We start from the raw sequence: 20,552 nt of genomic DNA, 5'->3' as shown, positions 1-20,552 counted from the left end.
TTTAGCTTTCAGATTGGGCGCGTTTCGATAATTGTTCCTGTATACGCGTCGATGAGAAACTCGTGTTGTTCGTCACCGCGGCAAACGCCGCCTTTATATACGGTATAAACGATATTGTTTTTTTTGTATGGTTCCGGCTTTGTTTGAATCCACGAACCGCTGATCGGGGCATATTGCTGAAACGCCGTTTTGGCTAATGATAGTGCTTTTTCCGATGAAATCATTTGCTTATTCAGTAGTGTTTTGACAACGTACGCAGCAGCGAAACCAACCGTAACACCAGCGAAAAAGTTTTTCCAACTCATTTTTAAACCTCCGCTACTATAGTCTATCGTTTAGTATATCTCATTTTTCAAAACAATGTAAGAAAAGTGGAAAACAATTCAGTCGTTCGTTAAAATAAAAATGGATACGGAAAAGGGGTTAGAGAACATGAATGAGGAAACACTTCAGTTATTTAAAACATTAACCGAGTTGCCGGGAGCGCCGGGCAATGAGCATGCGGTGCGGCGTTTTATGAGGAAAGAATTAGAACAATATGCTGATGAAGTTGTACAAGATCGGCTTGGCAGCATTTTTGGTGTGAAGCGCGGCGATGAAAACGGTCCGACTGTTATGGTGGCGGGACATATGGACGAAGTCGGCTTCATGGTGACGGCGATTACCGATAACGGCATGATTCGCTTCCAACCTCTCGGTGGATGGTGGAGTCAAGTCTTGCTCGCTCAGCGCGTACAAATTATTACAGACAATGGCCCTGTCATCGGCGTTATCGGCTCGGTTCCGCCGCATTTGCTTCAAGAAGAACAGCGGAACAAGCCGATGGAAATGAAAAATATGCTCATTGATGTCGGTGCAGATGATCGGGAAGATGCGAAAAAAATGGGCATTAAGCCGGGGCAGCAAATTGTACCGATTTGCCCGTTTACGCCGATGGCAAATCCGAAAAAAATTCTTGCTAAAGCGTGGGACAATCGTTACGGCTGCGGATTGGCGATCGAGCTATTAAAAGAATTAAAAGACGAGACATTGCCAAACGTGTTATATTCAGGAGCGACCGTTCAGGAAGAAGTAGGGTTACGAGGAGCGCAAACAGCAGCCGCTATGATTCAGCCGGATATCTTTTTTGCGTTAGATGCCAGTCCGGCGAACGATATGACAGGTGACAAAAAAGAATTTGGTCATCTTGGTAAAGGAGCGCTTGTCCGCATTTACGACCGTTCAATGGTGACACACCGCGGCATGCGCGAGTTTGTATTAGATACAGCGGAGACGAATAACATCCCATATCAATATTTTGTTTCACCGGGCGGCGGTACGGATGCCGGACGAGTACATATTGCCAACAGCGGTGTTCCTTCCGCAGTCATCGGCATTTGTTCACGTTATATTCATACACATGCTTCCATCATTCACGTCGATGATTACGCAGCGGCGAAACAATTGTTAATCGAGCTTGTGAAAAAATGTGACAAAGCAACGGTGGAAGCCATCCGTCAAAATAGTTAAGAAAACGGAGAAGTCTTGCCCACAACAAGGCTTCTCTTTTTCCGTGAAAAGGAGTGACAAGCGATGAAAAAAATCGCGATTGGTACAACGAACCCGGCAAAAGTCGCGGCAGTAAAAGCAGTATTTTCCCATGAATGCTATGTATTCATGCCGATATCTGTATCTTCTGATGTCGCGTCGCAACCGTTTTCCGATGAAGAAACGCGCCTAGGAGCAATCAACAGAGCGAAAAATGCGTTAGCGAAAGAACAGGCAGACATAGGCATTGGGCTTGAAGGCGGTGTTACTGAAACGAAGGACGGATTGTGGTTGTGCAATTGGGGAGCGCTTGTCGATCGAAACGGTGCTGTTATTTCCGCTGGCGGTGCGCGCATTCCGTTACCATCTGAAGTGGCTGCAGAAGTCATGAGCGGCAGAGAGCTTGGTGATGTGATGGACGAATATACAGGAAAAAGAAACATTCGCCAAAAAGAAGGAGCGATCGGTATTTTTACAAATGGTTACGTCGATCGCACAGACATGTTCATCCATATCACGAAGCTGTTAGCTGGTCAATACGAATTTTTTTGTCAAAACGGACAATTCACGTTATGATAAGAAAGAAAGGAGATAGGCGCATGAAAACGATCGAAACCGCTGTACAATATAAAGAAGTGAAAGATACAAAGAAAGCGATTTTCGTTTTTTCGGCTGATTGGTGCCCGGATTGCCGATTTATTCAACCATTTTTGCCGGAAATTGAACAAGCATTTTCTGATTACGAATTTTATTACGTTGACCGCGATAAGTTGCTAGAGGTTTGTCAAGAAGAAAACATTTTTGGCATTCCAAGTTTTGTTGCTTATGAAAACGGCAAAGAACTTGGCCGCTTTGTCAGCAAAGATCGGAAGACAAAAGAAGAAGTGGAGCAATTTATTCGCGGATTAGGCCGTTCATAAATGAAGAAGTGGCGTGATTTGATTCAAGACAGCACATTTGGACAGCGGTCGCGAAGGATGTCGGAGAAAGTAGGGAACAATGATGAAAATGAACAGCAAACGAATGTATGAAGAAATTAAAAAAAAACTTGCTCGCGACGACTGGGCGTTTCGTTTTGACAGTAAAAAAGACACGCTCCGCATTGAGAATAAAGAAACGAAAAAAGGTGTTACAATCTCTCTTCCTGGTATTATTGCAAAATGGGAAGAACAAAAAGACGAGGCGATTAACGAAATTGTATATTACATCGAGCAAGCGCTACATACGATGCATGAGCACCATACGTTGTCAGGCAAAGAAAAAGATATTTATCCCGTCATTCGCTCGACATCGTTTCCGACCAAAACAAGCGATGGAATTCCGCTTATTTATGATGAACATACCGCGGAGACCCGCATTTACTATGCGCTTGACTTGGGCAATACGTACCGATTGATTGACGAAAAATTAGTGGAACAGGAACATTGGGACGTGGAACGAATTAAGGAAATCGCCCGCTTTAATGTCCGTTCTTTAGAGGTCAAGGTAAAAGAAGATACGGTGGCTGGAAATACCTTTTATTTTGTCAACACGAATGATGGCTATGACGCCAGCCGCATTTTAAATGAGCCGTTTTTAGCGAAATTTGCAAAAAACATCAAAGGAACAATGGCGCTTGCTGTGCCGCATCAAGATGTCCTTATCATCGCTGATATTCAAAACGAAGTGGGCTATGATGTGCTTGCCCAGATGACAATGAGCTTTTTCGCAAGCGGTCGTGTGCCGATTACGGCACTATCGTTTTTGTACGAAAACGGTGAACTTGAACCGATTTTTATATTAGGGAAAAATTATCGCAAACAATGAGAAAAGCGAAGACGTGCTTTTTCATCTGAAATGTTAGGCAATTTTAAAGATTTGACTGCTGAATATAAAGAAATAATCACTTCGTTCAGCTTTCTACGGTCATGACAAAAATGAACAATTGAGATGGTTTCTGCACATACTTTTTTAGAAAGGAAGGGAAACGATGAACGTATTTTACAATCAAGAGGGAATTGGCGATGTACTGCTCATTTCGTTGAAACCAATTAATTCAGAAAGCCGTGCGTTTGAGAAAAAAGGAGATGTGGCTCGCATTTTCGATGAAGCGACTGGAGAAACAGTAGGATATAACATTTTTAACGCTTCAGATTACTATGCGTTCACAGGAAACGGTACTGTAGAACTCAACGAGGAACTTGTTTCTGTGATTAACGATATTTTACAGAAAAACGGTTGGAACGAAAAAATCGAAGCCGACTTTTCACCAAAGTTTGTCGTCGGCTATGTAAAGGAAAAACAAAAACATCCGAACGCCGATAAGCTCAGCGTATGCCAAGTCGATGTTGGAACGGAAGTGTTACAAATTGTGTGCGGTGCTCCAAATGTCGAAGCGGGACAAAAAGTAGTTGTTGCGAAAGTTGGAGCGGTGATGCCGAGCGGTCTTGTTATTCAAGAAGCGGAATTGCGCGGTGTTCCTTCCTACGGAATGATTTGTTCGGCGCGAGAGCTCGATTTGCCAAACGCACCGCAAGAAAAAGGGATTCTTGTGTTATCGGATGAGTATGAAGTCGGGCAACCATTTACCCGATAAAATGTTTGCGACGGTCACTAGAGCACAATCTAGTGACTTTTTTTCCGGAACTGATAAAATTAAGTGGAAAAGAGGAGAGAAAGAGTGATTTTACTATGAAATGGTTGAGGCGATTGGTTCGCTATTTATTACAGGGAGAGGAAGAGGAACAACGATTTTCTTATGAAGAAGTTAAGCAAGCTGAACCTGCTTCATCACATTTAGATGTGAAAGTCACCTATCAATACCCAAAAGGGAATTTTCGTTTTCCGCTCATTCCTGATGAGCCGGCATCGGTGCGCCGGCCAAACAGCTCGGCTTTGTCGGAAATGGAAAAGAGGGGGGAACATTCTCACCGTCTTATTCGTGAAAGGCAGCGAGCGGTTGGTGAGAGCAGAGAACGCCATAGGGAATCAACGGGGGAAACGGAAAAACGACGATTTCGCCCTTCAGAAGTTCCATCGCCGATTTATGGATATAAAAAACCAACGAAGACAAGCGAAACAATTGAGTTTGAGCTATTGCCGACAACGATTGAACATAAAGGAATAGACGATGAACGAAGCGAGCCCCAACTTCTTAAACAAGATGACAACGAATTAGAGACACTTGAAGCTGTTGACCAACTTGCAACAGGAGAAGAAACGAAATCGCAAATCGACAAAAGTATCGATGAACATGTCACACAAGAAACGAATGAGCAATTGACAGAAGAAAGCGAAAAGAGCGCGTTTTCTGAAGTCGAAGCGAGCGAGGAGCATAAAGAAGAAGAAACGGCAGAATCTGTTTCCGAAAACAAGGACGAGCCGCTTCGAACAACCGGGGAATCTGCTCCTGTCAAATCCGCTCGCTCCCGTATTCCTTATAATGTCATTATGTTAAAACAAGACCGGAAAAAGTGGGAAGAAGCAAAGAAAAAAGAAGAAACGACAAACAGTTATCACTTTCCGCCGCTTTCTTTATTGCAACCGCCATTGGAAAAAAAGGGGCATGATGAACAATGGCTTAACGAGCAGCGTGAGCGATTAGACAAGACGTTCCAAAGTTTCAATATCGGCGCGAAAGTCGTACATTTGACCCAAGGTCCGACGGTGACACGGTTTGAGGTACAGCCGGCTCCGGGTGTAAAAGTCAATAAAATTACGAGTTTAGCTGATGATATTAAGCTCAGTCTAGCGGCGAAGGATATTCGCATTGAGGCACCGATTCCCGGAAAAAGCACAATTGGGATTGAAGTACCGAATGTACAAAGCCGCCCTGTGTTCATTCGCGAAATTTTACAAAGTGAAACGTTTCGGACAAGCGCCTCTCCGTTAACGGTAGCGCTTGGGCTGGATATATCGGGAGCGCCGGTCGTGACCGATTTAAAGAAAATGCCTCACGGATTAATCGCCGGGGCGACTGGCTCAGGAAAAAGCGTCTGCATTAATGCTATGCTCGTTAGCTTGCTTTATAAAGCCGCTCCACATGAAGTAAAATTATTATTAATTGACCCGAAAATGGTCGAGCTTGCTCCTTATAACCATATTCCGCATCTTGTCAGCCCTGTCATTACCGATGTCAAGGCGGCGACAGGAGCGTTAAAATGGGCAGTCGAAGAGATGGAGCGCCGCTATGAGCTATTCGCTCATGCTGGGGTAAGAGACATTCAAAAATACAATGAACTTGTTAAAAAAGAACAAACTCCAGAGCACCATTTGCCGTATATCGTCATTATCATTGATGAGTTGGCAGATTTAATGATGGTAGCCCCGGGGGATGTAGAGGAAGCAATTTGTCGTATCGCGCAAAAGGCGAGAGCGTGCGGTATTCATTTAATCGTTGCGACACAGCGTCCATCCGTCGATGTCATTACCGGACTGATTAAAGCGAACATTCCAACAAGAATCGCATTTTCTGTTTCATCGCAAATTGATTCGCGGACGATCATCGATACAAACGGAGCGGAAAAATTATTAGGGCGTGGTGACATGCTGTTCTTGGAAAACGGAACATCGAAAACGGTGCGCGTACAAGGAAATTTTGTGTCTGATGAAGAAATTGAACGCGTTGTCGCCCATGTGAAAGCGCAAATGTCTCCTTCTTACTTATTCGAACAAGAAGATTTTTTGAAACAAAGCACGGTGTCAGCTGAAGGAGATGAACTGTTTTATGAGGCGTGCGAATTTGTCGTTCAACAAGGAGGAGCTTCGACTTCGAGTTTGCAGCGCCGCTTTCGTATCGGGTACAATCGTGCCGCTCGATTGATTGAGATGATGGAAGAGCAAGGAATTATTTCCGAAGCGCGTGGAAGCAAGCCGCGTGATGTGCTCATTACGGAAGAGGAATTGGCGAATTTGCAGGAAAATAGTATGATATGATAGAAAAGATGGTAAAGAAATCACATTCAGACCTAGGCGAGGGAGCGACAATGAAAGAAATCGAGTTAAAATTGCAAGGAAAAATTAAGCGATTAACGAATAAAACATTTAAATTCGATGAGCGGATACGTGATGGCTGGTTTTCCGCTGTTTACTTTTTAAAAACGCGTGAAATTGTACGTGAATTTTGCCCGAATAACATTGTAACGATGCAGTTTTTCCAAAAAGAACATGCCGTATTATGCGGAACAGATGAAGTTATTGCGCTCGTGAAAACATTTGCTGATGAGCCGGAAAAATTGGAAATTTACTCGTTGAAAGACGGCGATAAAATCAGCCCGTTTGAAACGGTGCTGACGATTACGGGGCCGTACCAAAACTTCGGCTACTTAGAGGGAATTATTGACGGCATTTTAGCGCGGCGAACATCGGTGGCGACAAACGTCTATAACGTTGTAAAAGCCGCGGCATTATCGGGTGTACAAAAGCCGATTATTTTCATGGGCGATCGCGATGATCATTACACTCAGCAGGCTGGAGATGGCTATGCTGCTTTTATTGGCGGCTCTACAGCGCAGGCGACTCACGCGATGAATGAATGGTGGGGCAAGCAAGGAATGGGAACGATGCCGCATGCATTAATCCAATTGTTTGATGGTGACGTTGTTGCTGCAGCAAAAGCGTACCATGCAAAATACCCAGAAGACGATTTAATTGTGCTTGTCGATTACAACAATGACTGTATTACCGATGCGCTTCGCGTGGCACGGGAATTTGGAGATAAATTAAAAGGCGTCCGTGTCGATACATCGCGAACAATGATTGACCAATATTTTATTCGTCATCCGGAAGTACTTGGTACATTTGACCCGCGCGGTGTCAATCCGCCATTAATTTTCGCGCTGCGTGAAGCCCTTGACCGCGAAGGCTTTCATCACGTAAAAATTATGGTAAGCGGCGGGTTTAACGAACAACGGATCATCGAGTTTGAAAAACAAGGAGTGCCGGTTGATATGTATGGTGTCGGCAGCAGCCTGTTGAAGATTAATATTGGGTTTACGGGTGACAATGTTTTATTGAACGGAAAACATCAAGCGAAAGCAGGACGAAGATATCGCCCGAACCCACGTTTAGAAAAAGTCGACTAACGAGCGATACCGCATCGATTTACAGGGAAAACTGATAGGGGAGAGGCTTCTATCAGTTTTCTTTTTCTCATAGTCTTTCCTTTAAAATAGTGTTATAATGATGAAATGTGAGTATACATAATGCACTCAAAGGAGCATAAATCAAGGCAAATGGCAAATCTACATGAACGTCATATACTGTCTTACAGATAGACGATTGTTGGAGGTTCTTCGATATGACAGTTTACCATTTCGTTGGCATTAAAGGAACGGGAATGAGCGCTTTAGCGCAAGTTCTTCATGATATGAATTATACGGTTCAAGGTTCGGATGTAGAAAAGCGTTTTTTTACTCAGAAGGCATTAGAGGAGCGGGGAATTCCGATTTTGCCATTTAACAAAGAAAACATTAAACCAGGCTATACGGTCATCGCCGGAAACGCCTTCCCTGACACGCATGAAGAAATTCAAGCGGCATACGAATTAGACGTTCCCGTCATTCGTTATCACCGCTTTTTAGGAGAATTTTTACAAAAGTTCACAAGTATTGCGGTCACAGGGGCGCATGGAAAAACATCGACAACAGGGTTATTAGCTCACGTCATGCAAGGAGCGTACCCAACTTCTTATTTAATTGGTGATGGATCTGGAAAAGGAATAGAAGAAAGCAAATATTTTGTGTTTGAGGCGTGTGAATATCGCCGCCATTTCTTGGCGTATTCCCCAGACTATGCAATTATGACGAATATTGATTTTGACCATCCTGATTATTTTGCTGATATTGACGACGTCTTTCAAGCGTTTCAAGAAATGGCTTTACAAGTGAAAAAAGGAATTATCGCTTGTGGAGATGACGAGCACTTGCAAAAAATTCAAGCAAAAGTGCCAGTATTGTTTTATGGATTCGGGGAAGATAACGATTTTCAGGCGCGCAATATCGTCAAAACAACGGAAGGCACATCGTTTGATGTATTTGTTCGCAATACGTTTTTTGCATCGTTCGAAATTCCGCGCCACGGTGACCATAATGTGTTAAATGCGCTTGCAGTGATTGCGCTTTGCCATTATGAGGAGATTGATGTTCACATTATTCAAGAACGATTAAAAACGTTCCAAGGAGTCAAGCGCCGCTTTAGCGAAAAGCAACTTGGTGATCAAATTTTGATTGATGATTATGCCCACCATCCGACCGAAATTGTCGCGACGATTGACGCGGCAAAACAAAAATATCCGGATCGAGAAATTGTAGCGATTTTCCAACCGCATACGTATACAAGAACCCAGGCGTTTTTACATGAATTTGCTGCAAGCTTGCAAAGGGCGGATCAAGTCTATTTATGCGACATTTTTGGCTCTGCGCGCGAACATTACGGCAAACTCTCGATTCAAGACCTGCAAGCGAAAATTCCTAACGCGCGTTTAATTCAAGAAAACGATACATCCGTATTAAAGCAACATCAACATGCTGTACTTATCTTTATGGGAGCAGGAGACATCCAAAAATTCCAAGAGGCGTACGAGCAGACGGTACATTCATAAAAATGAGGCAGGAAAGTACCTGTCTCATTTTTTCTTTATGTAGCTCCGTCATTTCTACTTGATGAAACGATAATCATGCGGAATTTTTTACGAATATTCTATTTTTTAAAAGGCGGGATATGTAAGAATATTCGTGATTAGTGCTATTAACGTATTATTCATTTCTCTGTTAGGGCATTTAGTGGTTGTCTAGTTTTCTTTATGATCTAAAGAGGAAAAAAGAAATAAGAAAAATATTGGCGTTTCGCTATATCACAAAAAGCATGTGGGAAAAAAGAGGTAATGATCGAATTTTTATGGGATCTCGAATTGAATGTTGGTCTAAGAGCGGAATAAGACATTAATACAGACAATGCGCCTGTCTTCTATCAAAAAGAGAGCAATAACAAAAATGGCAGAAATTTAGATTACCGCCGTCCGGTGAAGAATTGTGTCGAATGCTATCGTGATGAATACGCACAATTTACTAACAGGAGATATGCTATTTGTGAAATTGGTGACAGAGAATGTGAAGCCAATTTCCTTTGTTGCCGCATTTAAGGTTGATTTACCTCACCTTTTGCATTTATTGTTGATTTTGGTAAAGCTGATTCCGCAATTTTAATAAGATGATTTGGTGTAATGCTTTGGTAATACCCAAAGGATAATCTGAAATCCGAGTACATAAGCGGAATGGAAATGGATTCGATAAATGGCCACTGTCCCATCATTTAATGTAAATTTTTTGTCATCCCGCTTTATTTTCAAACCTTTTTTTCTTCGTGAACAAAAAATTTTAAATCGTTCTTTAGCGCACTATGAAGTGAAACGGCCATTCCTTTGGCGGCCTGACTTTTGTTTATATTGAGCGCTCTCAATAGTTCTTTGTTGTCCAGCTTGCATAAAAGAAGTAGTATGTAGTGGGAGCGTAGCACGTTGAAAGGTTAAGAAAAGCACAACTCTCACCATTCCAAACGGCTTCACTTTCCTGTCGTTTTGGTAGCTTTGTTTTAAGTATGTACAGTCCGCCCAAAAGAAAACGAGCCGACAAATTTCTTGCCGACTCGTTCATCTTAACGTTTATTTTAAGTTTTCCGGGTTTAACGGCTCCAGCTCTGGAATGACGAAGCGGCCGTCTTTGCGGATAAGCACGTCGTCAAAGTAAATTTCACCGCCGCCGTATTCAGGGCGCTGGATCATGACCATATCCCAATGGATGTTGGAATGGTTGCCGTTGTAGGCTTCATCGTAACATTGGCCCGGTGTAAAATGGAAGCTGCCGTCGATTTTTTCGTCGAACAAAATATCTTGCATTGGATGTTGAATGTATGGATTCACTCCGATGGCAAATTCGCCGATGTAGCGTGCTCCTTCGTCTGTGTCGAAAATTTTGTTAATGCGCTCCGTATCGTTTGCCGTCGCTTCAACAATTTTGCCGTCTTTAAACGTTAGCTTTACATTTTCAAATGTAAAGCCTTGGTATGGAGATGGTGTGTTGAACGTAATCGTTCCGTTGACGGAATCGCGAACAGGAGCGGTGTATACTTCGCCGTCTGGAATGTTCATTTGTCCTGAACATTTAATTGCCGGAATCCCTTTAATCGAGAACGTTAAATCTGTTCCCGGACCGGTAATCCGTACCTTATCGGTTTTTTCCATTAAGGCGACAAGCGCGTCCATTGCTTTGTCCATTTTGCTGTAGTCAAGGTTACATACGTTAAAATAAAAATCTTCAAATGCTTCGGTGCTCATTTTCGCGAGCTGCGCCATCGATGGATTTGGATAGCGAAGTACAACCCATTTCGTTTTCGGCACGCGAATTTCGCGGTGCACTTTTTGCATGATTGTTTTGCCGTGAATTTTCATTTTATCATCTGGGACATCGGCAAATTCGTTAATGTTATCGCCAGCGCGCAAGCCGATATACGCGTCCATATTTTTCATGACGTTCGCTTCAAATTCCGCCATCATCTCGAATTGTTCTTCCTGGGCGCCAAGAAGAAGCGCGCGATCGACTTGGTGATCTTTTAATAATACGAACGGATATCCTCCAGCTGCGTATGCCTCGCGGACGAGAGCGATGACGAGCTCACGCTGCAATCCGAAGTTTTCGATTAATACTTTTTCTCCTTTTTGTAGGCGAACGGAATAGTGAATTAACGTTTTCGCCAATTGCTCAATACGTGGATCTTTCATTCAATGACGCCTCCAATTTATCAATATGTACAATAATTATTGTAACCGATTTGGCTCGATTTGTTGAATAAATGTTCTTGCAGGAATTTGTCGATAAAAAGGCGAACTGTTTTAAAGACAAAATGTCGGGTAAAAGAGATAAGCCTGTTGCAAACAAGGAGGTAAAGCAGTGAAAATTATTTTATACTTAAGTGTAGCACTCATTGCAATATCGTTTTTTCTGTTAGTTGTCTATATTGCGAAGACGCTTACTGTGCTTCAAGAGACGATTCGACGTTTAACAGCGACCATCGATAGTCTCGAAAAGCAAGTGCAGGGCATTACATCGGAAACGACGCAATTGTTGAAAAAAACGAATATGCTGGCCGACGATGTGCAGCGAAAAGTCGAAGGGCTTAATTCGATCGTGCGTGCCGTGAGCGATGTCAGCTCTACCGTTCAATCATTTAATCAATCGTTGCAACAAATTTCGACATCGGTCACGAAACAAGTAGAAACTCATCAAGAAAAAGTTGTAAAAGTGATGCAATGGGGAAATGCTTTTCTGGAAATATGGGAAAAATGGAAAGAGAGAAAGCAAAAGAATATGAAGGAGGCACAACCACATGGCAAAAAATAATGGAGGATTTTTGTTGGGAGCGATTGTTGGTGGCGTTGTTGGTGCAGCCACGGCCGTATTTTTAACAAGCAAGAGAGGAAAAAAATTGCTTGAGGATATGAATCAAACAGAAAATCTTGAGCAAATCAAAACGACCGCAGCTGAATGGTTAGAAATCGCGAAGGAAAAAGCGAAAGAAGTCGGACAGTTTGTGCCAATCGGAAAGAAGGATGAGTCTGCGTACTCAAGCAGATCTTTCACAAATGACACTGACCTGAAATCCGAAAAGGATGATAAGTCTGCGTCCCCATCTGAATCTGCTCTTTCGGAAGTGACATCGATTCCGATTCCTATTCAATCGAAGGAGGACAGTAAAGAAAATATTGAAATACTGTTGAAAGAAGCAGAAGCTGCCTTCAACGATGCCGAGAAAAAATTACAAAAGCCTAATGAAGAGGAGTGAGCCAAGTGGGAAAGCAGAAACTGGAGACGATGGAGCAATTTCAACAAGTAATCGAGCAGGGGAAACGGTTTTTATTCGTGAAGCATAGCCTCACATGCCCAATTAGTCAAGCAGCTTTTCGCGAATATGAAAAATTTGTGGAAGACTATCCTGATATGGATACATATTATTTATTCGTGCAAGAAGCGCGCCCGCTTTCCAACTACATTGCGGAAACGTTTGGGGTCAAGCATGAGTCTCCACAAGCTCTCTTATTCGAGAATGGTTCTGTGGTGTGGCATACGTCTCATTGGAACATCACGTATGATACGCTGAAAAAACAAGTCGCGAACGAATAACAGGCGTCCGGTATGGGACGCCTGTTTGAATAGGGAACAGTATACAATCTCATATGAATACAGGTTATATGATGATTAGAAGAAAGAATGAATCATCTTCTTAAACGATTAGGCTATAAAATAAATTTTGTTTTTTCATCTTCAAGGCAAGTTTCTCCATGTTAACATGTAAGCCAATCTCTTTTTATTTCATCTCCGCACTTGTTGCCTCCCACACGATTTGTAATTCATCCCCTGGTGCAATGGGATCATAAAACGTGACAGGTTCGCCGTTTTTCAACAACGTAAATGTCTTGGAAGCGGATGAAGGAATATCGATTTGTACGTAGTTAAATACATCTTGGAAGATAAAAGGCTCACGCTTCTTTTCGATAAGTTCAAGGCTTGATCCGTTTTCGATGACATCTGTTTCATCGAGAAGCTGTCCCTCTTTGTAAACCTCAACGATTCGCTTCGACAATGTAAGCGGCTTGCCATGAAAAGTAATCGGAATGGAGTAGTGGAGCTGGATGTTCTTCGCTGTTGCCAGTTCGATGACGGTCGGGTCCGTTCCATTCTCGATTTCAATGATATCTCCATCTTCAAAATTGGAATGAAGCTTTGTTTCCATATTATTCTTGTATATTTTCCCGGAAAATTGTTTAAGCTCAACGGATGAACCGTTGATGTTGACCGTGAACGGTTTTATCTTTTGAATCCACTCAACAAGATGAAGTTCTATTAGTAACTCTTCAATCGTTTCCGGCATTTTGACAACGATGACATCGCGATCGTTGACGCTGTTGTCGAGAGAAACAGCTTGCCCGTTTCGATACACTGTTGCTTTTACTTTGTAACGTTCACCGTTAATGGTGACGTTCTTACAAGGCAGTTCATCGATTAGATCTCGTAATTGAACAGTAGCCGGAACGCCGTCTTTTCCTTTTTCGACGACGATCTTATCTCCGTCGTGAACTTGCTCGTCTAACGAGGAGATAACTCCGTTTTTTACGATGAGCGGTGGTTCTCCATATGTTCCGGGGATTGTTACTGTTTGTCCATTGACAGTGACGACAAGCGCCATACCCGGTTTTCCGTATAATTTCTGAAACGGAATGCCAGCAGCAAGAAGGCAATCACCGACGGTCAATGCTTTCATATCAAACAAACGTAGTAATTGGTCATTGACGGATACTGTCATATACTGAACAGGATTTTGTTTAGATGCAATGGCAATACCGATTGGCGTTACCAGTTCAGGTCCGCGTTCAGCGATTTTTGGAGTTAGCTCAAGCTTTTGAATGGCATCAATGCCGCGAATTGCCACGCGATTTTCTGGAAGCTGAAGCTTTTCGGCAAGCCGTTTTGGCAACTCAGGTGTTAAGCTACCGCCGCCGACTAACATGACCGCTTTTGGCGGTTTTCCGCTGTTTAGCAATAAAATTTCTTCGCTGATGGCATGCGCCAGCCGATCAATCGCATCGGAAATGGATGCGATCATTTCATCTCGGGACACTTCCGTTTCAAACCCTAAAATATCGGTGATTGTGACAGTTTCATTCGCGGAGAGCTCCCGTTTTGCTTTTTCTGCCAGTGGAAAATCAAGCAAATAATGATCAGAAATTGCTTCAGTGATTTCGTCGCCAGCAATGGGTACCATTCCGTAAGCGATGACGGTGCCAAGATCAGTAATGGCAATATCGGAAGTGCCTGCCCCAATATCGACAAGAGCCACATTTAATCGGCGCATTGTCGGTGGGATCAGCACATTAATCGCCGCAATAGGTTCGAGAGTCAATGCTTCCATTTCAAGACCAGCGCGCTGCAGTGCCGCAAGCAGCGATTCGACGACAAGCTTCGGTAAAAAGGTCGCAATGACTTCAACAGTTGCCTCTGTCCCCTGTTGATCAATTAAACTGCCGATTTCTTGGCCGTCGATTTTATAATTGACAACAGAGTAGCCGACGCAATAGTAGTGATGGCTTTGTTCTTGTTGTTGGGAAGCCAATTTGATTTGCGCTTGTTGAACAGCACTCAATTCTAAGTGCTTCACATCTTCCTTTGTCATCATCGGTTTTCCAGCGATGAGAAGTGTTGCTTCTGCCCGTTCTGTTTTTAGTGCTCTTCCTGCTGCGGCAACGGATACACGTTTTAACGGACCGTATTTTTGTTCGAGTGTTTCTTTGATGTCTTTCATGACGCTGGCGACAGCTAATACGTCGTGAATTTGTCCATCTAGCATCGCGCGTTCATGGTGTTCTTTTATGACGAGATCTAAAATTGTATAATGGTCGTTCATTTGTTGGAGCATAATGCCAACGACAGAACGAGTTCCGATATCTAAGGCGAAAATCGGTGTTTCTTTGTTCACGAGTGAATCACCTTCTTGGATAAAATCTCATAAAATACTTTATTGCTTAAAAGCGTTTAATAAATAAAGTGATTTATGGATGACAACTGCTCCCATTTCCATTATAATAATGTCTAATTACTAGAAATGTATCACATTTTTACAAATGAGGAAAGGATGAGAAGGCATGAGCAACGAAAGATTAGACGAGTTGCGTGCGAGAGTAGACGAGCTCAATCTTCAAATTTTGCAACTGATTAATGAACGGGGAAGACTCGTTCAGGAAATTGGAAAAATTAAGGAAACGCAAGGGACATATCGCTATGATCCAGTCCGCGAGCGAAAAATGCTTGATTTAATCCTTGAACATAACGATGGGCCGTTTGAAACGGCAACGTTGAAGCATATTTTTAAAGAAATTTTTAAAGCTGGTTTAGAATTGCAGCAAGAGGATCATCGAAAAGCACTGCTTGTTTCGCGTAAGAAAAAACCAGAAAATACAATTGTTGAGGTCAAAGGTGAAAAAATCGGTGACGGCAACCAATACTTTGTTATGGGACCGTGCGCGGTAGAAAGTTATGAGCAAGTCGCTGCGGTCGCGGAAGCCGTCAAAAAGCAAGGATTAAAACTGTTGCGCGGCGGCGCATACAAGCCGAGAACATCGCCATACGACTTCCAAGGACTAGGAGTCGAAGGGCTAAAAATTTTAAAACGAATCGCGGACGAGTACGATTTAGCAGTCATTAGCGAAATCGTCACTCCAGCCGATATTGAGGTTGCATTAGATTATATTGATGTCATCCAAATTGGCGCGCGGAATATGCAAAACTTTGAACTGCTGAAAGCAGCCGGCCAGGTCAATAAGCCGGTGTTATTAAAACGTGGTTTAGCAGCAACGATCGAAGAGTTCATTAATGCTGCTGAGTATATTATGTCGCAAGGAAACGGTCAAATCATTCTTTGTGAGCGGGGCATTCGCACGTACGAACGCGCAACGAGAAATACGCTTGATATTTCTGCTGTGCCGATCTTAAAGAAAGAGACACATTTACCTGTATTTGTTGACGTCACGCATTCGACAGGACGACGTGATTTATTGCTTCCTTGCGCGAAAGCTGCATTAGCGATCGGAGCTGACGGTGTCATGGCGGAAGTTCATCCAGACCCTGCGGTGGCGTTATCTGACTCTGCGCAGCAAATGGATATTGATCAGTTCAATGAATTTATGGAAGAGCTAAAATCATTCCAGCGACAAATGGTCAATGCATAAATCAAGATGGCTCGCCCTTCAAAATTGAAGAGGCGAGCTATTATTTCCAATAATCTTTCATTACGTCTACCGACTACAACGGTTGTTTTACGCCAGTCAGTGGAAGAAACTTGCGCATGACCGGTTTAATATCAGTGACGGGTGTTCCGTCGATGTCGTCCACCCCTTTGACAATCAATGTCTTACCGTTACGTTTGATGAACTCAACGCTTGTTGCCCCTAGTTTGTTCGGTCTATTTTTCCCTCGTTGCGCAAAAATCCCTACTTTCGGATATTGTTGATTATTTTGTGGATGTTTTGTTCCATATTGAATCTTTTCATCGGAAACTTTGTCGAAATAAAAAATACTTTCTAAATGGGAAAAGTCTTCAATACCATCTAGTGCTGTTGCGTTCAGCTCATCAATTAAGGTAAATTCGGATACAACACTCCCCCAATAGTCATCATCAAGCATAGAATGGGAAATTATATACATAGGTAATAGGGGAAATAGAACAGTGTTTTTCTCCCCTCCGTATCGTCGATATTGAAAACATTTGCAAAATATTTGTCAATCCGTTGCGATTGCCCCATAATGTATCGTATGATATTTCTACGTAAATAGGCAACATTAGTGGTTATGGGAGAAAGAATAGATTATTCATGAAGAAAAGGAGTGGAACGAATGAACGTTACGATTTACGATGTAGCGCGAGAGGCAAACGTATCAATGGCGACAGTATCGCGTGTTGTAAATGGAAATCCAAATGTAAAGCCATCAACGAGAAAAAAGGTGTTAGAAGCAATTGAGCGTTTGGGATATCGACCAAATGCAGTCGCAAGGGGACTTGCAAGCAAAAAAACGACAACGGTCGGTGTGATTATTCCTGACATTTCAAGTATTTTTTTCGCGGAATTGGCGCGCGGGATTGAAGATGTCGCTACCATGTATAAATACAATATTATTTTAAGCAACTCCGACCAAAATAAAGAGAAGGAACTTCATCTGCTGAACACGATGCTTGCAAAACAGGTCGACGGCATCGTATTTATGGGTGGAAACATTACCGAGGAGCATGTGAATGAGTTTCAAAAGTCTCCTGTTCCGATTGTATTAGCGGCAACGATTGAGCCGAATAATACGATTCCATCCGTTAATATCGACTATGAACAAGCTGCATTTGACGCGGTCACGTACTTGCTGGAAAAAGGAAATAAGCGAATTGCTTATGTAACCGGACCAGCAGATGATCCGATTAATCAAAAGAAATTGGCGGGTTATCGCCGCGCATTAGAGACGCGCGGATTGCCATATGATGAAGCTCTCATTATCGAAGGAGATTATTCCTATGATTCCGGCATTGAAGCATACGAAAAAATGGCGGAATTAGCGGAACGACCGACGGCGGTATTTGCCGGAACGGATGAGATGGCGCTTGGCGTAATTCATAGTGCACAAGACCATGGTATAAGCATTCCGGAACAACTTGAAGTCGTTGGCTTTGACAATACAAGGCTCGCGACGATGGTGCGTCCGCGTTTAACGACGGTCGTACAGCCAATGTATGACATCGGTGCGGTAGCGATGCGTCTTTTAACAAAATATATGAATAAAGAGAATGTCGAAAACCATATTGTTGTCTTGCCGCATCGCATTGAGTATCGAGAGTCTACAAAGTGAAGAGAAAAGGTGTACAAAGCCTATGAGTGAATTCATAGGCTTTGTTTTATGTTTGAACGATGATTACGAATCGGATATAGCGCTTTTTCTACCGTTTGTGCATTTTTTTCCGTAATTTCTGCTTTGCGCGGGATCGGAGAATATAAATGCTCTGGGTCATCCCACTCAAGTGGCAACTGAACAGGAGAGAGTGCCTGCCATTTGTCTAGCCATGCTTTCGGGAGATTACCTGAAATATTTGATTGTTCTGTCATTTCGAGCCAGATAAGTGCCCAAGCGCGCGGAACGACTCGCCAAATATCGTATCCTCCTCCGCCGACGGCAATCCAACGACCGTCACAATATTCGTGGGCAATTTGATGAGCTAATTTCGGAATTTCTCTGTATGTTTTCATCGTTACCGATAAATGAGTCAACGGATCATAATAATGAGCATCTGCACCATTTTGCGTGACAATGATGTCCGGCTTAAAAAAATCAGCAATTTCTCGAAGTGCTTGCCTATAGGCATCAAGCCAAGATTCATCTTCTGTAAACGCATCAACAGGAATGTTAAACGAATAACCGTATCCTTTTCCTTGACCGCGCTCATTGACGTTTCCTGTTCCAGGAAATAAGTAGCGACCTGTTTCATGAATCGAAAACGTACAAACATCCGGATCGTCGTAAAAGGACCATTGCACTCCGTCCCCATGATGAGCATCGGTGTCCACGTATAATACGCGAAGTTGATATTTTTCCTGTATATATTTAATTGCCACAGCGCTGTCGTTGTAGATGCAAAAGCCTGAGGCTTTGCCGCGAAAACCGTGATGAAGCCCGCCTCCTAAACTTAATGCATGTTTCGCTTTTCCAGATAACACATAATCGACCGCTGTTAATGTACTGCCGACTAACAGTGCGCTTGCTTCGTGCATGTTTGGAAAAATTGGGGTGTCTTCTGTTCCTAGTCCATAGTTTAAGGCAATGTCTGCTGATAGACGTCCTTGCCCTGCTGCTTTTACCGCTTCAATATAATCGCGATCATGGATGAGTGCAAGTTCTTCGTCGGTGGCCATTCTTGGAGCGACAATTTGTTCATCTCTTAAAGCGTTCATCGTTCGCAACAAGTCATAAGTGAGTTTGACGCGAAGCTGATTAAACGGATGCTCATCATGAAATTTATAGTTTTGAAAATCGTCTGAGTATACAAACACACAGTCTTTTTTCATGATGAAACCCCCGGTAAATTTGGCCACAATACCGTATAGCCAGCGTTTTTTAAATCGGCAATTATCCCGGTTGGATTCATCGTTTGCGCGCGGAAGACAAGAATTTTATAATGCTCATCTTTGTCCGGATAGACAAGAACACTGGAAATATTGATATTTCTTTGACTAAAAATGGCTGCTACTTTACTTAGCATGCCACTTAGGTTCGGTACTTTTACTTCGATTTGCGAACTGGGCTGATGAGCACCAGTGAGTTGCACGAACGTATGCAGTAAGTCCGTTTCCGTGATGATGCCGACGAGCTTTTCGTCTTTGACAATCGGTAAGCAGCTAATGCGATATTCATAAAACAAAGCGGCGATTTCTTCGACGAAGTCAAGCGGGTGTCCGGTGATCACATCCGTTTTCATAATCGTGCTAATCGGTTTTTGCAAGTCTTCTATATATTCGTTTGCTTGAAAAATGGATGGACTGGCATCACGAATATCGCGGTCTGTGATGATACCAATGACATGGTTTTCATCATTGACAATCGGAATATGTCGAATATGGTGCTGTTTGACTAATTGGATAGCGTCGATAATTCGGTGGTTCGGATGAAGCGTAATCACATCCGTTTTCATAATTTGTTCAACAATCATATATTCTCCTCCCCATTTGTTGTCTAGACGACTGCTTAATACATAAATCGGTTCATAAAACGAAGCTGATCAAATTTTTGAATTGATGCTTGATCGACCCGCTTACCGATACGAGCCATCAAGCAATTCGCAGGATGAGAGCAAATTTCTGGATCATCCGTCGCGTACCAAACGAGCCCGCCGGCATTCATCATCTTTTCCATTACTTTGCGATATTCCCATACATTTAATCCGGTTCGTTTTAAATCCCAATGCCAATAATATTCCGTCGTAATGATAATATAGTCTTCCATCGCATCATCCATCATGGAGACGATTAAAAGATTTTTGCCAACTCCATAGCCGCGAAACTCAGGAATCACTTCAATTGCTCCCAATTCAATTAAATTTTCCATCTTTCCTTCTGACCAACGCTCAAGCGGATCTGGATAGAGAAATGTAACGTAGCCAACAATCGTTTGATCATGACGCGCGATAATAATTCTTCCTTCAGGTAATTGGGCGATTTCAATCAAGGCTTTATGCTGCTGTTGTGGCTGACGAAAGGCGGTTAAATCATGATGGAATTCGTAACTCGCTAGATTTTTAGCAGGCAAAGGTCCTTCGATAATTAAAGTCCCTTTTGGTGTTTTTAATTCTTTTGCATTATATGTTTTTTTATGTTCCATTCAGTCACCACCTGAGTGTTTGTTTTCTTTTTATTATACATGAAAATATAGTTTATAAAGCGTTTTCAAAAAAATTCTCTATCAAGTAATGGG

At 42.7% G+C, this 20,552-nt stretch carries 20 protein-coding genes and 1 pseudogene; 14 read left to right on the top strand and 7 right to left on the bottom strand.

Features of this window, described 5'->3' with window-relative positions; translation table 11 throughout:
- Positions 1 to 8: 8 nt before the first annotated feature.
- On the bottom strand, positions 9 to 305 hold the full coding sequence (locus tag ISX45_RS12300) for a PepSY domain-containing protein (RefSeq protein ID WP_181554753.1): 297 nt from the start codon (positions 303 to 305) through the stop codon (positions 9 to 11).
- Between the two features lie 127 nt (positions 306 to 432).
- On the opposite strand from ISX45_RS12300, the gene ISX45_RS12295 reads away from it, so the two are divergent.
- From ISX45_RS12295 to ISX45_RS12255, 9 genes are all read left to right on the top strand, one after another.
- Positions 433 to 1,509 carry a M42 family metallopeptidase gene (locus ISX45_RS12295; protein ID WP_194519096.1) on the top strand — a complete coding sequence of 359 codons (1,077 nt, stop codon included), beginning with the start codon at positions 433 to 435 and terminating at the stop codon, positions 1,507 to 1,509.
- 63 nt (positions 1,510 to 1,572) lie between these two features.
- Positions 1,573 to 2,103, top strand: a complete 531-nt coding sequence (locus ISX45_RS12290) for a DUF84 family protein (RefSeq protein ID WP_181554751.1) — start codon at positions 1,573 to 1,575, stop codon at positions 2,101 to 2,103.
- Positions 2,104 to 2,126: 23 nt separating this feature from the next.
- The gene (locus ISX45_RS12285) at positions 2,127 to 2,447 is read left to right on the top strand and encodes a thioredoxin family protein (protein ID WP_181554750.1); all 321 of its coding nucleotides are present in this window, start codon (positions 2,127 to 2,129) and stop codon (positions 2,445 to 2,447) included.
- Positions 2,448 to 2,535: 88 nt separating this feature from the next.
- Complete coding sequence (locus ISX45_RS12280; protein ID WP_181554872.1) at positions 2,536 to 3,333, top strand: DUF1444 domain-containing protein; 798 nt, start codon at positions 2,536 to 2,538, stop codon at positions 3,331 to 3,333.
- Between the two features lie 163 nt (positions 3,334 to 3,496).
- On the top strand, positions 3,497 to 4,102 hold the full coding sequence (gene ytpR / locus ISX45_RS12275) for a YtpR family tRNA-binding protein (protein WP_181554749.1): 606 nt from the start codon (positions 3,497 to 3,499) through the stop codon (positions 4,100 to 4,102).
- Between the two features lie 95 nt (positions 4,103 to 4,197).
- Positions 4,198 to 6,441, top strand: coding sequence for a DNA translocase FtsK (locus ISX45_RS12270; protein ID WP_194519095.1), 2,244 nt, complete (start codon positions 4,198 to 4,200; stop codon positions 6,439 to 6,441).
- A 50-nt stretch (positions 6,442 to 6,491) separates the two neighbouring features.
- A complete protein-coding gene (locus tag ISX45_RS12265; RefSeq protein ID WP_181554747.1) occupies positions 6,492 to 7,589 on the top strand; it encodes a nicotinate phosphoribosyltransferase in 1,098 nt (365 codons plus the stop codon).
- 215 nt (positions 7,590 to 7,804) lie between these two features.
- The gene (murC, locus tag ISX45_RS12260) at positions 7,805 to 9,106 is read left to right on the top strand and encodes a UDP-N-acetylmuramate--L-alanine ligase (RefSeq protein ID WP_181554746.1); all 1,302 of its coding nucleotides are present in this window, start codon (positions 7,805 to 7,807) and stop codon (positions 9,104 to 9,106) included.
- A gap of 430 nt (positions 9,107 to 9,536) precedes the next feature.
- Entirely contained in the window at positions 9,537 to 9,710 is a 174-nt protein-coding gene (locus ISX45_RS12255; protein WP_194519094.1) for a hypothetical protein, read from the top strand.
- Between the two features lie 455 nt (positions 9,711 to 10,165).
- Here ISX45_RS12255 and ISX45_RS12250 read toward each other — a convergent pair whose 3' ends face one another.
- Complete coding sequence (locus ISX45_RS12250) at positions 10,166 to 11,281, bottom strand: aminopeptidase (RefSeq protein WP_181554744.1); 1,116 nt, start codon at positions 11,279 to 11,281, stop codon at positions 10,166 to 10,168.
- 169 nt (positions 11,282 to 11,450) lie between these two features.
- On the opposite strand from ISX45_RS12250, the gene ISX45_RS12245 reads away from it, so the two are divergent.
- Genes ISX45_RS12245 through ytxJ form a run of 3 tightly spaced genes read left to right on the top strand, consistent with a single transcriptional unit; the run spans position 11,451 to position 12,680 of the window.
- Positions 11,451 to 11,900 (top strand): DUF948 domain-containing protein, encoded by a 450-nt coding sequence (locus tag ISX45_RS12245; protein ID WP_194519093.1) that lies wholly within the window; start codon positions 11,451 to 11,453, stop codon positions 11,898 to 11,900.
- Positions 11,887 to 12,342 carry a YtxH domain-containing protein gene (locus tag ISX45_RS12240; protein WP_194519092.1) on the top strand — a complete coding sequence of 152 codons (456 nt, stop codon included), beginning with the start codon at positions 11,887 to 11,889 and terminating at the stop codon, positions 12,340 to 12,342. Before ISX45_RS12245 ends, ISX45_RS12240 begins: the two co-directional genes overlap by 14 nt.
- A gap of 5 nt (positions 12,343 to 12,347) precedes the next feature.
- The gene (gene ytxJ / locus ISX45_RS12235) at positions 12,348 to 12,680 is read left to right on the top strand and encodes a bacillithiol system redox-active protein YtxJ (protein WP_181554741.1); all 333 of its coding nucleotides are present in this window, start codon (positions 12,348 to 12,350) and stop codon (positions 12,678 to 12,680) included.
- A 184-nt stretch (positions 12,681 to 12,864) separates the two neighbouring features.
- On the opposite strand, the gene ISX45_RS12230 is transcribed toward ytxJ, so the two are convergent.
- The gene (locus tag ISX45_RS12230) at positions 12,865 to 14,970 is read right to left on the bottom strand and encodes a cell division protein FtsA (protein ID WP_194520698.1); all 2,106 of its coding nucleotides are present in this window, start codon (positions 14,968 to 14,970) and stop codon (positions 12,865 to 12,867) included.
- Positions 14,971 to 15,196: 226 nt separating this feature from the next.
- Between ISX45_RS12230 and ISX45_RS12225 the strand changes: the two genes are divergently transcribed.
- Positions 15,197 to 16,279, top strand: a complete 1,083-nt coding sequence (locus tag ISX45_RS12225; RefSeq protein WP_181554740.1) for a bifunctional 3-deoxy-7-phosphoheptulonate synthase/chorismate mutase — start codon at positions 15,197 to 15,199, stop codon at positions 16,277 to 16,279.
- Positions 16,280 to 16,352: 73 nt separating this feature from the next.
- Here the strand turns inward: ISX45_RS12225 and ISX45_RS12220 are convergent.
- Positions 16,353 to 16,815: pseudogene (locus tag ISX45_RS12220) on the bottom strand (TrmO family methyltransferase domain-containing protein).
- 128 nt (positions 16,816 to 16,943) lie between these two features.
- On the opposite strand from ISX45_RS12220, the gene ccpA reads away from it, so the two are divergent.
- Positions 16,944 to 17,939, top strand: a complete 996-nt coding sequence (ccpA, locus tag ISX45_RS12215) for a catabolite control protein A (RefSeq protein ID WP_181554738.1) — start codon at positions 16,944 to 16,946, stop codon at positions 17,937 to 17,939.
- A gap of 32 nt (positions 17,940 to 17,971) precedes the next feature.
- Here the strand turns inward: ccpA and ISX45_RS12210 are convergent, their stop codons facing one another.
- From ISX45_RS12210 to ISX45_RS12200, 3 genes are read right to left on the bottom strand one after another with little or no spacing between them, the layout of a single operon-like run.
- Positions 17,972 to 19,150, bottom strand: a complete 1,179-nt coding sequence (locus ISX45_RS12210) for an acetoin utilization protein AcuC (RefSeq protein WP_194519090.1) — start codon at positions 19,148 to 19,150, stop codon at positions 17,972 to 17,974.
- Complete coding sequence (locus tag ISX45_RS12205) at positions 19,147 to 19,791, bottom strand: acetoin utilization AcuB family protein (RefSeq protein WP_181554736.1); 645 nt, start codon at positions 19,789 to 19,791, stop codon at positions 19,147 to 19,149. The genes ISX45_RS12210 and ISX45_RS12205 overlap by 4 nt, the downstream gene beginning before the upstream one ends.
- 35 nt (positions 19,792 to 19,826) lie before the next feature.
- Entirely contained in the window at positions 19,827 to 20,459 is a 633-nt protein-coding gene (locus ISX45_RS12200; RefSeq protein ID WP_181554735.1) for a GNAT family N-acetyltransferase, read from the bottom strand.
- Between the last annotated feature and the right edge of the window lie 93 nt (positions 20,460 to 20,552).

The sequence above is a fragment of the Thermaerobacillus caldiproteolyticus genome (assembly GCF_015326725.1).
GTDB classification, from domain to species: Bacteria; Bacillota; Bacilli; order Bacillales; family Anoxybacillaceae; genus Thermaerobacillus; species Thermaerobacillus caldiproteolyticus.
This window is presented reverse-complemented; position numbering and strand designations above follow the sequence as displayed.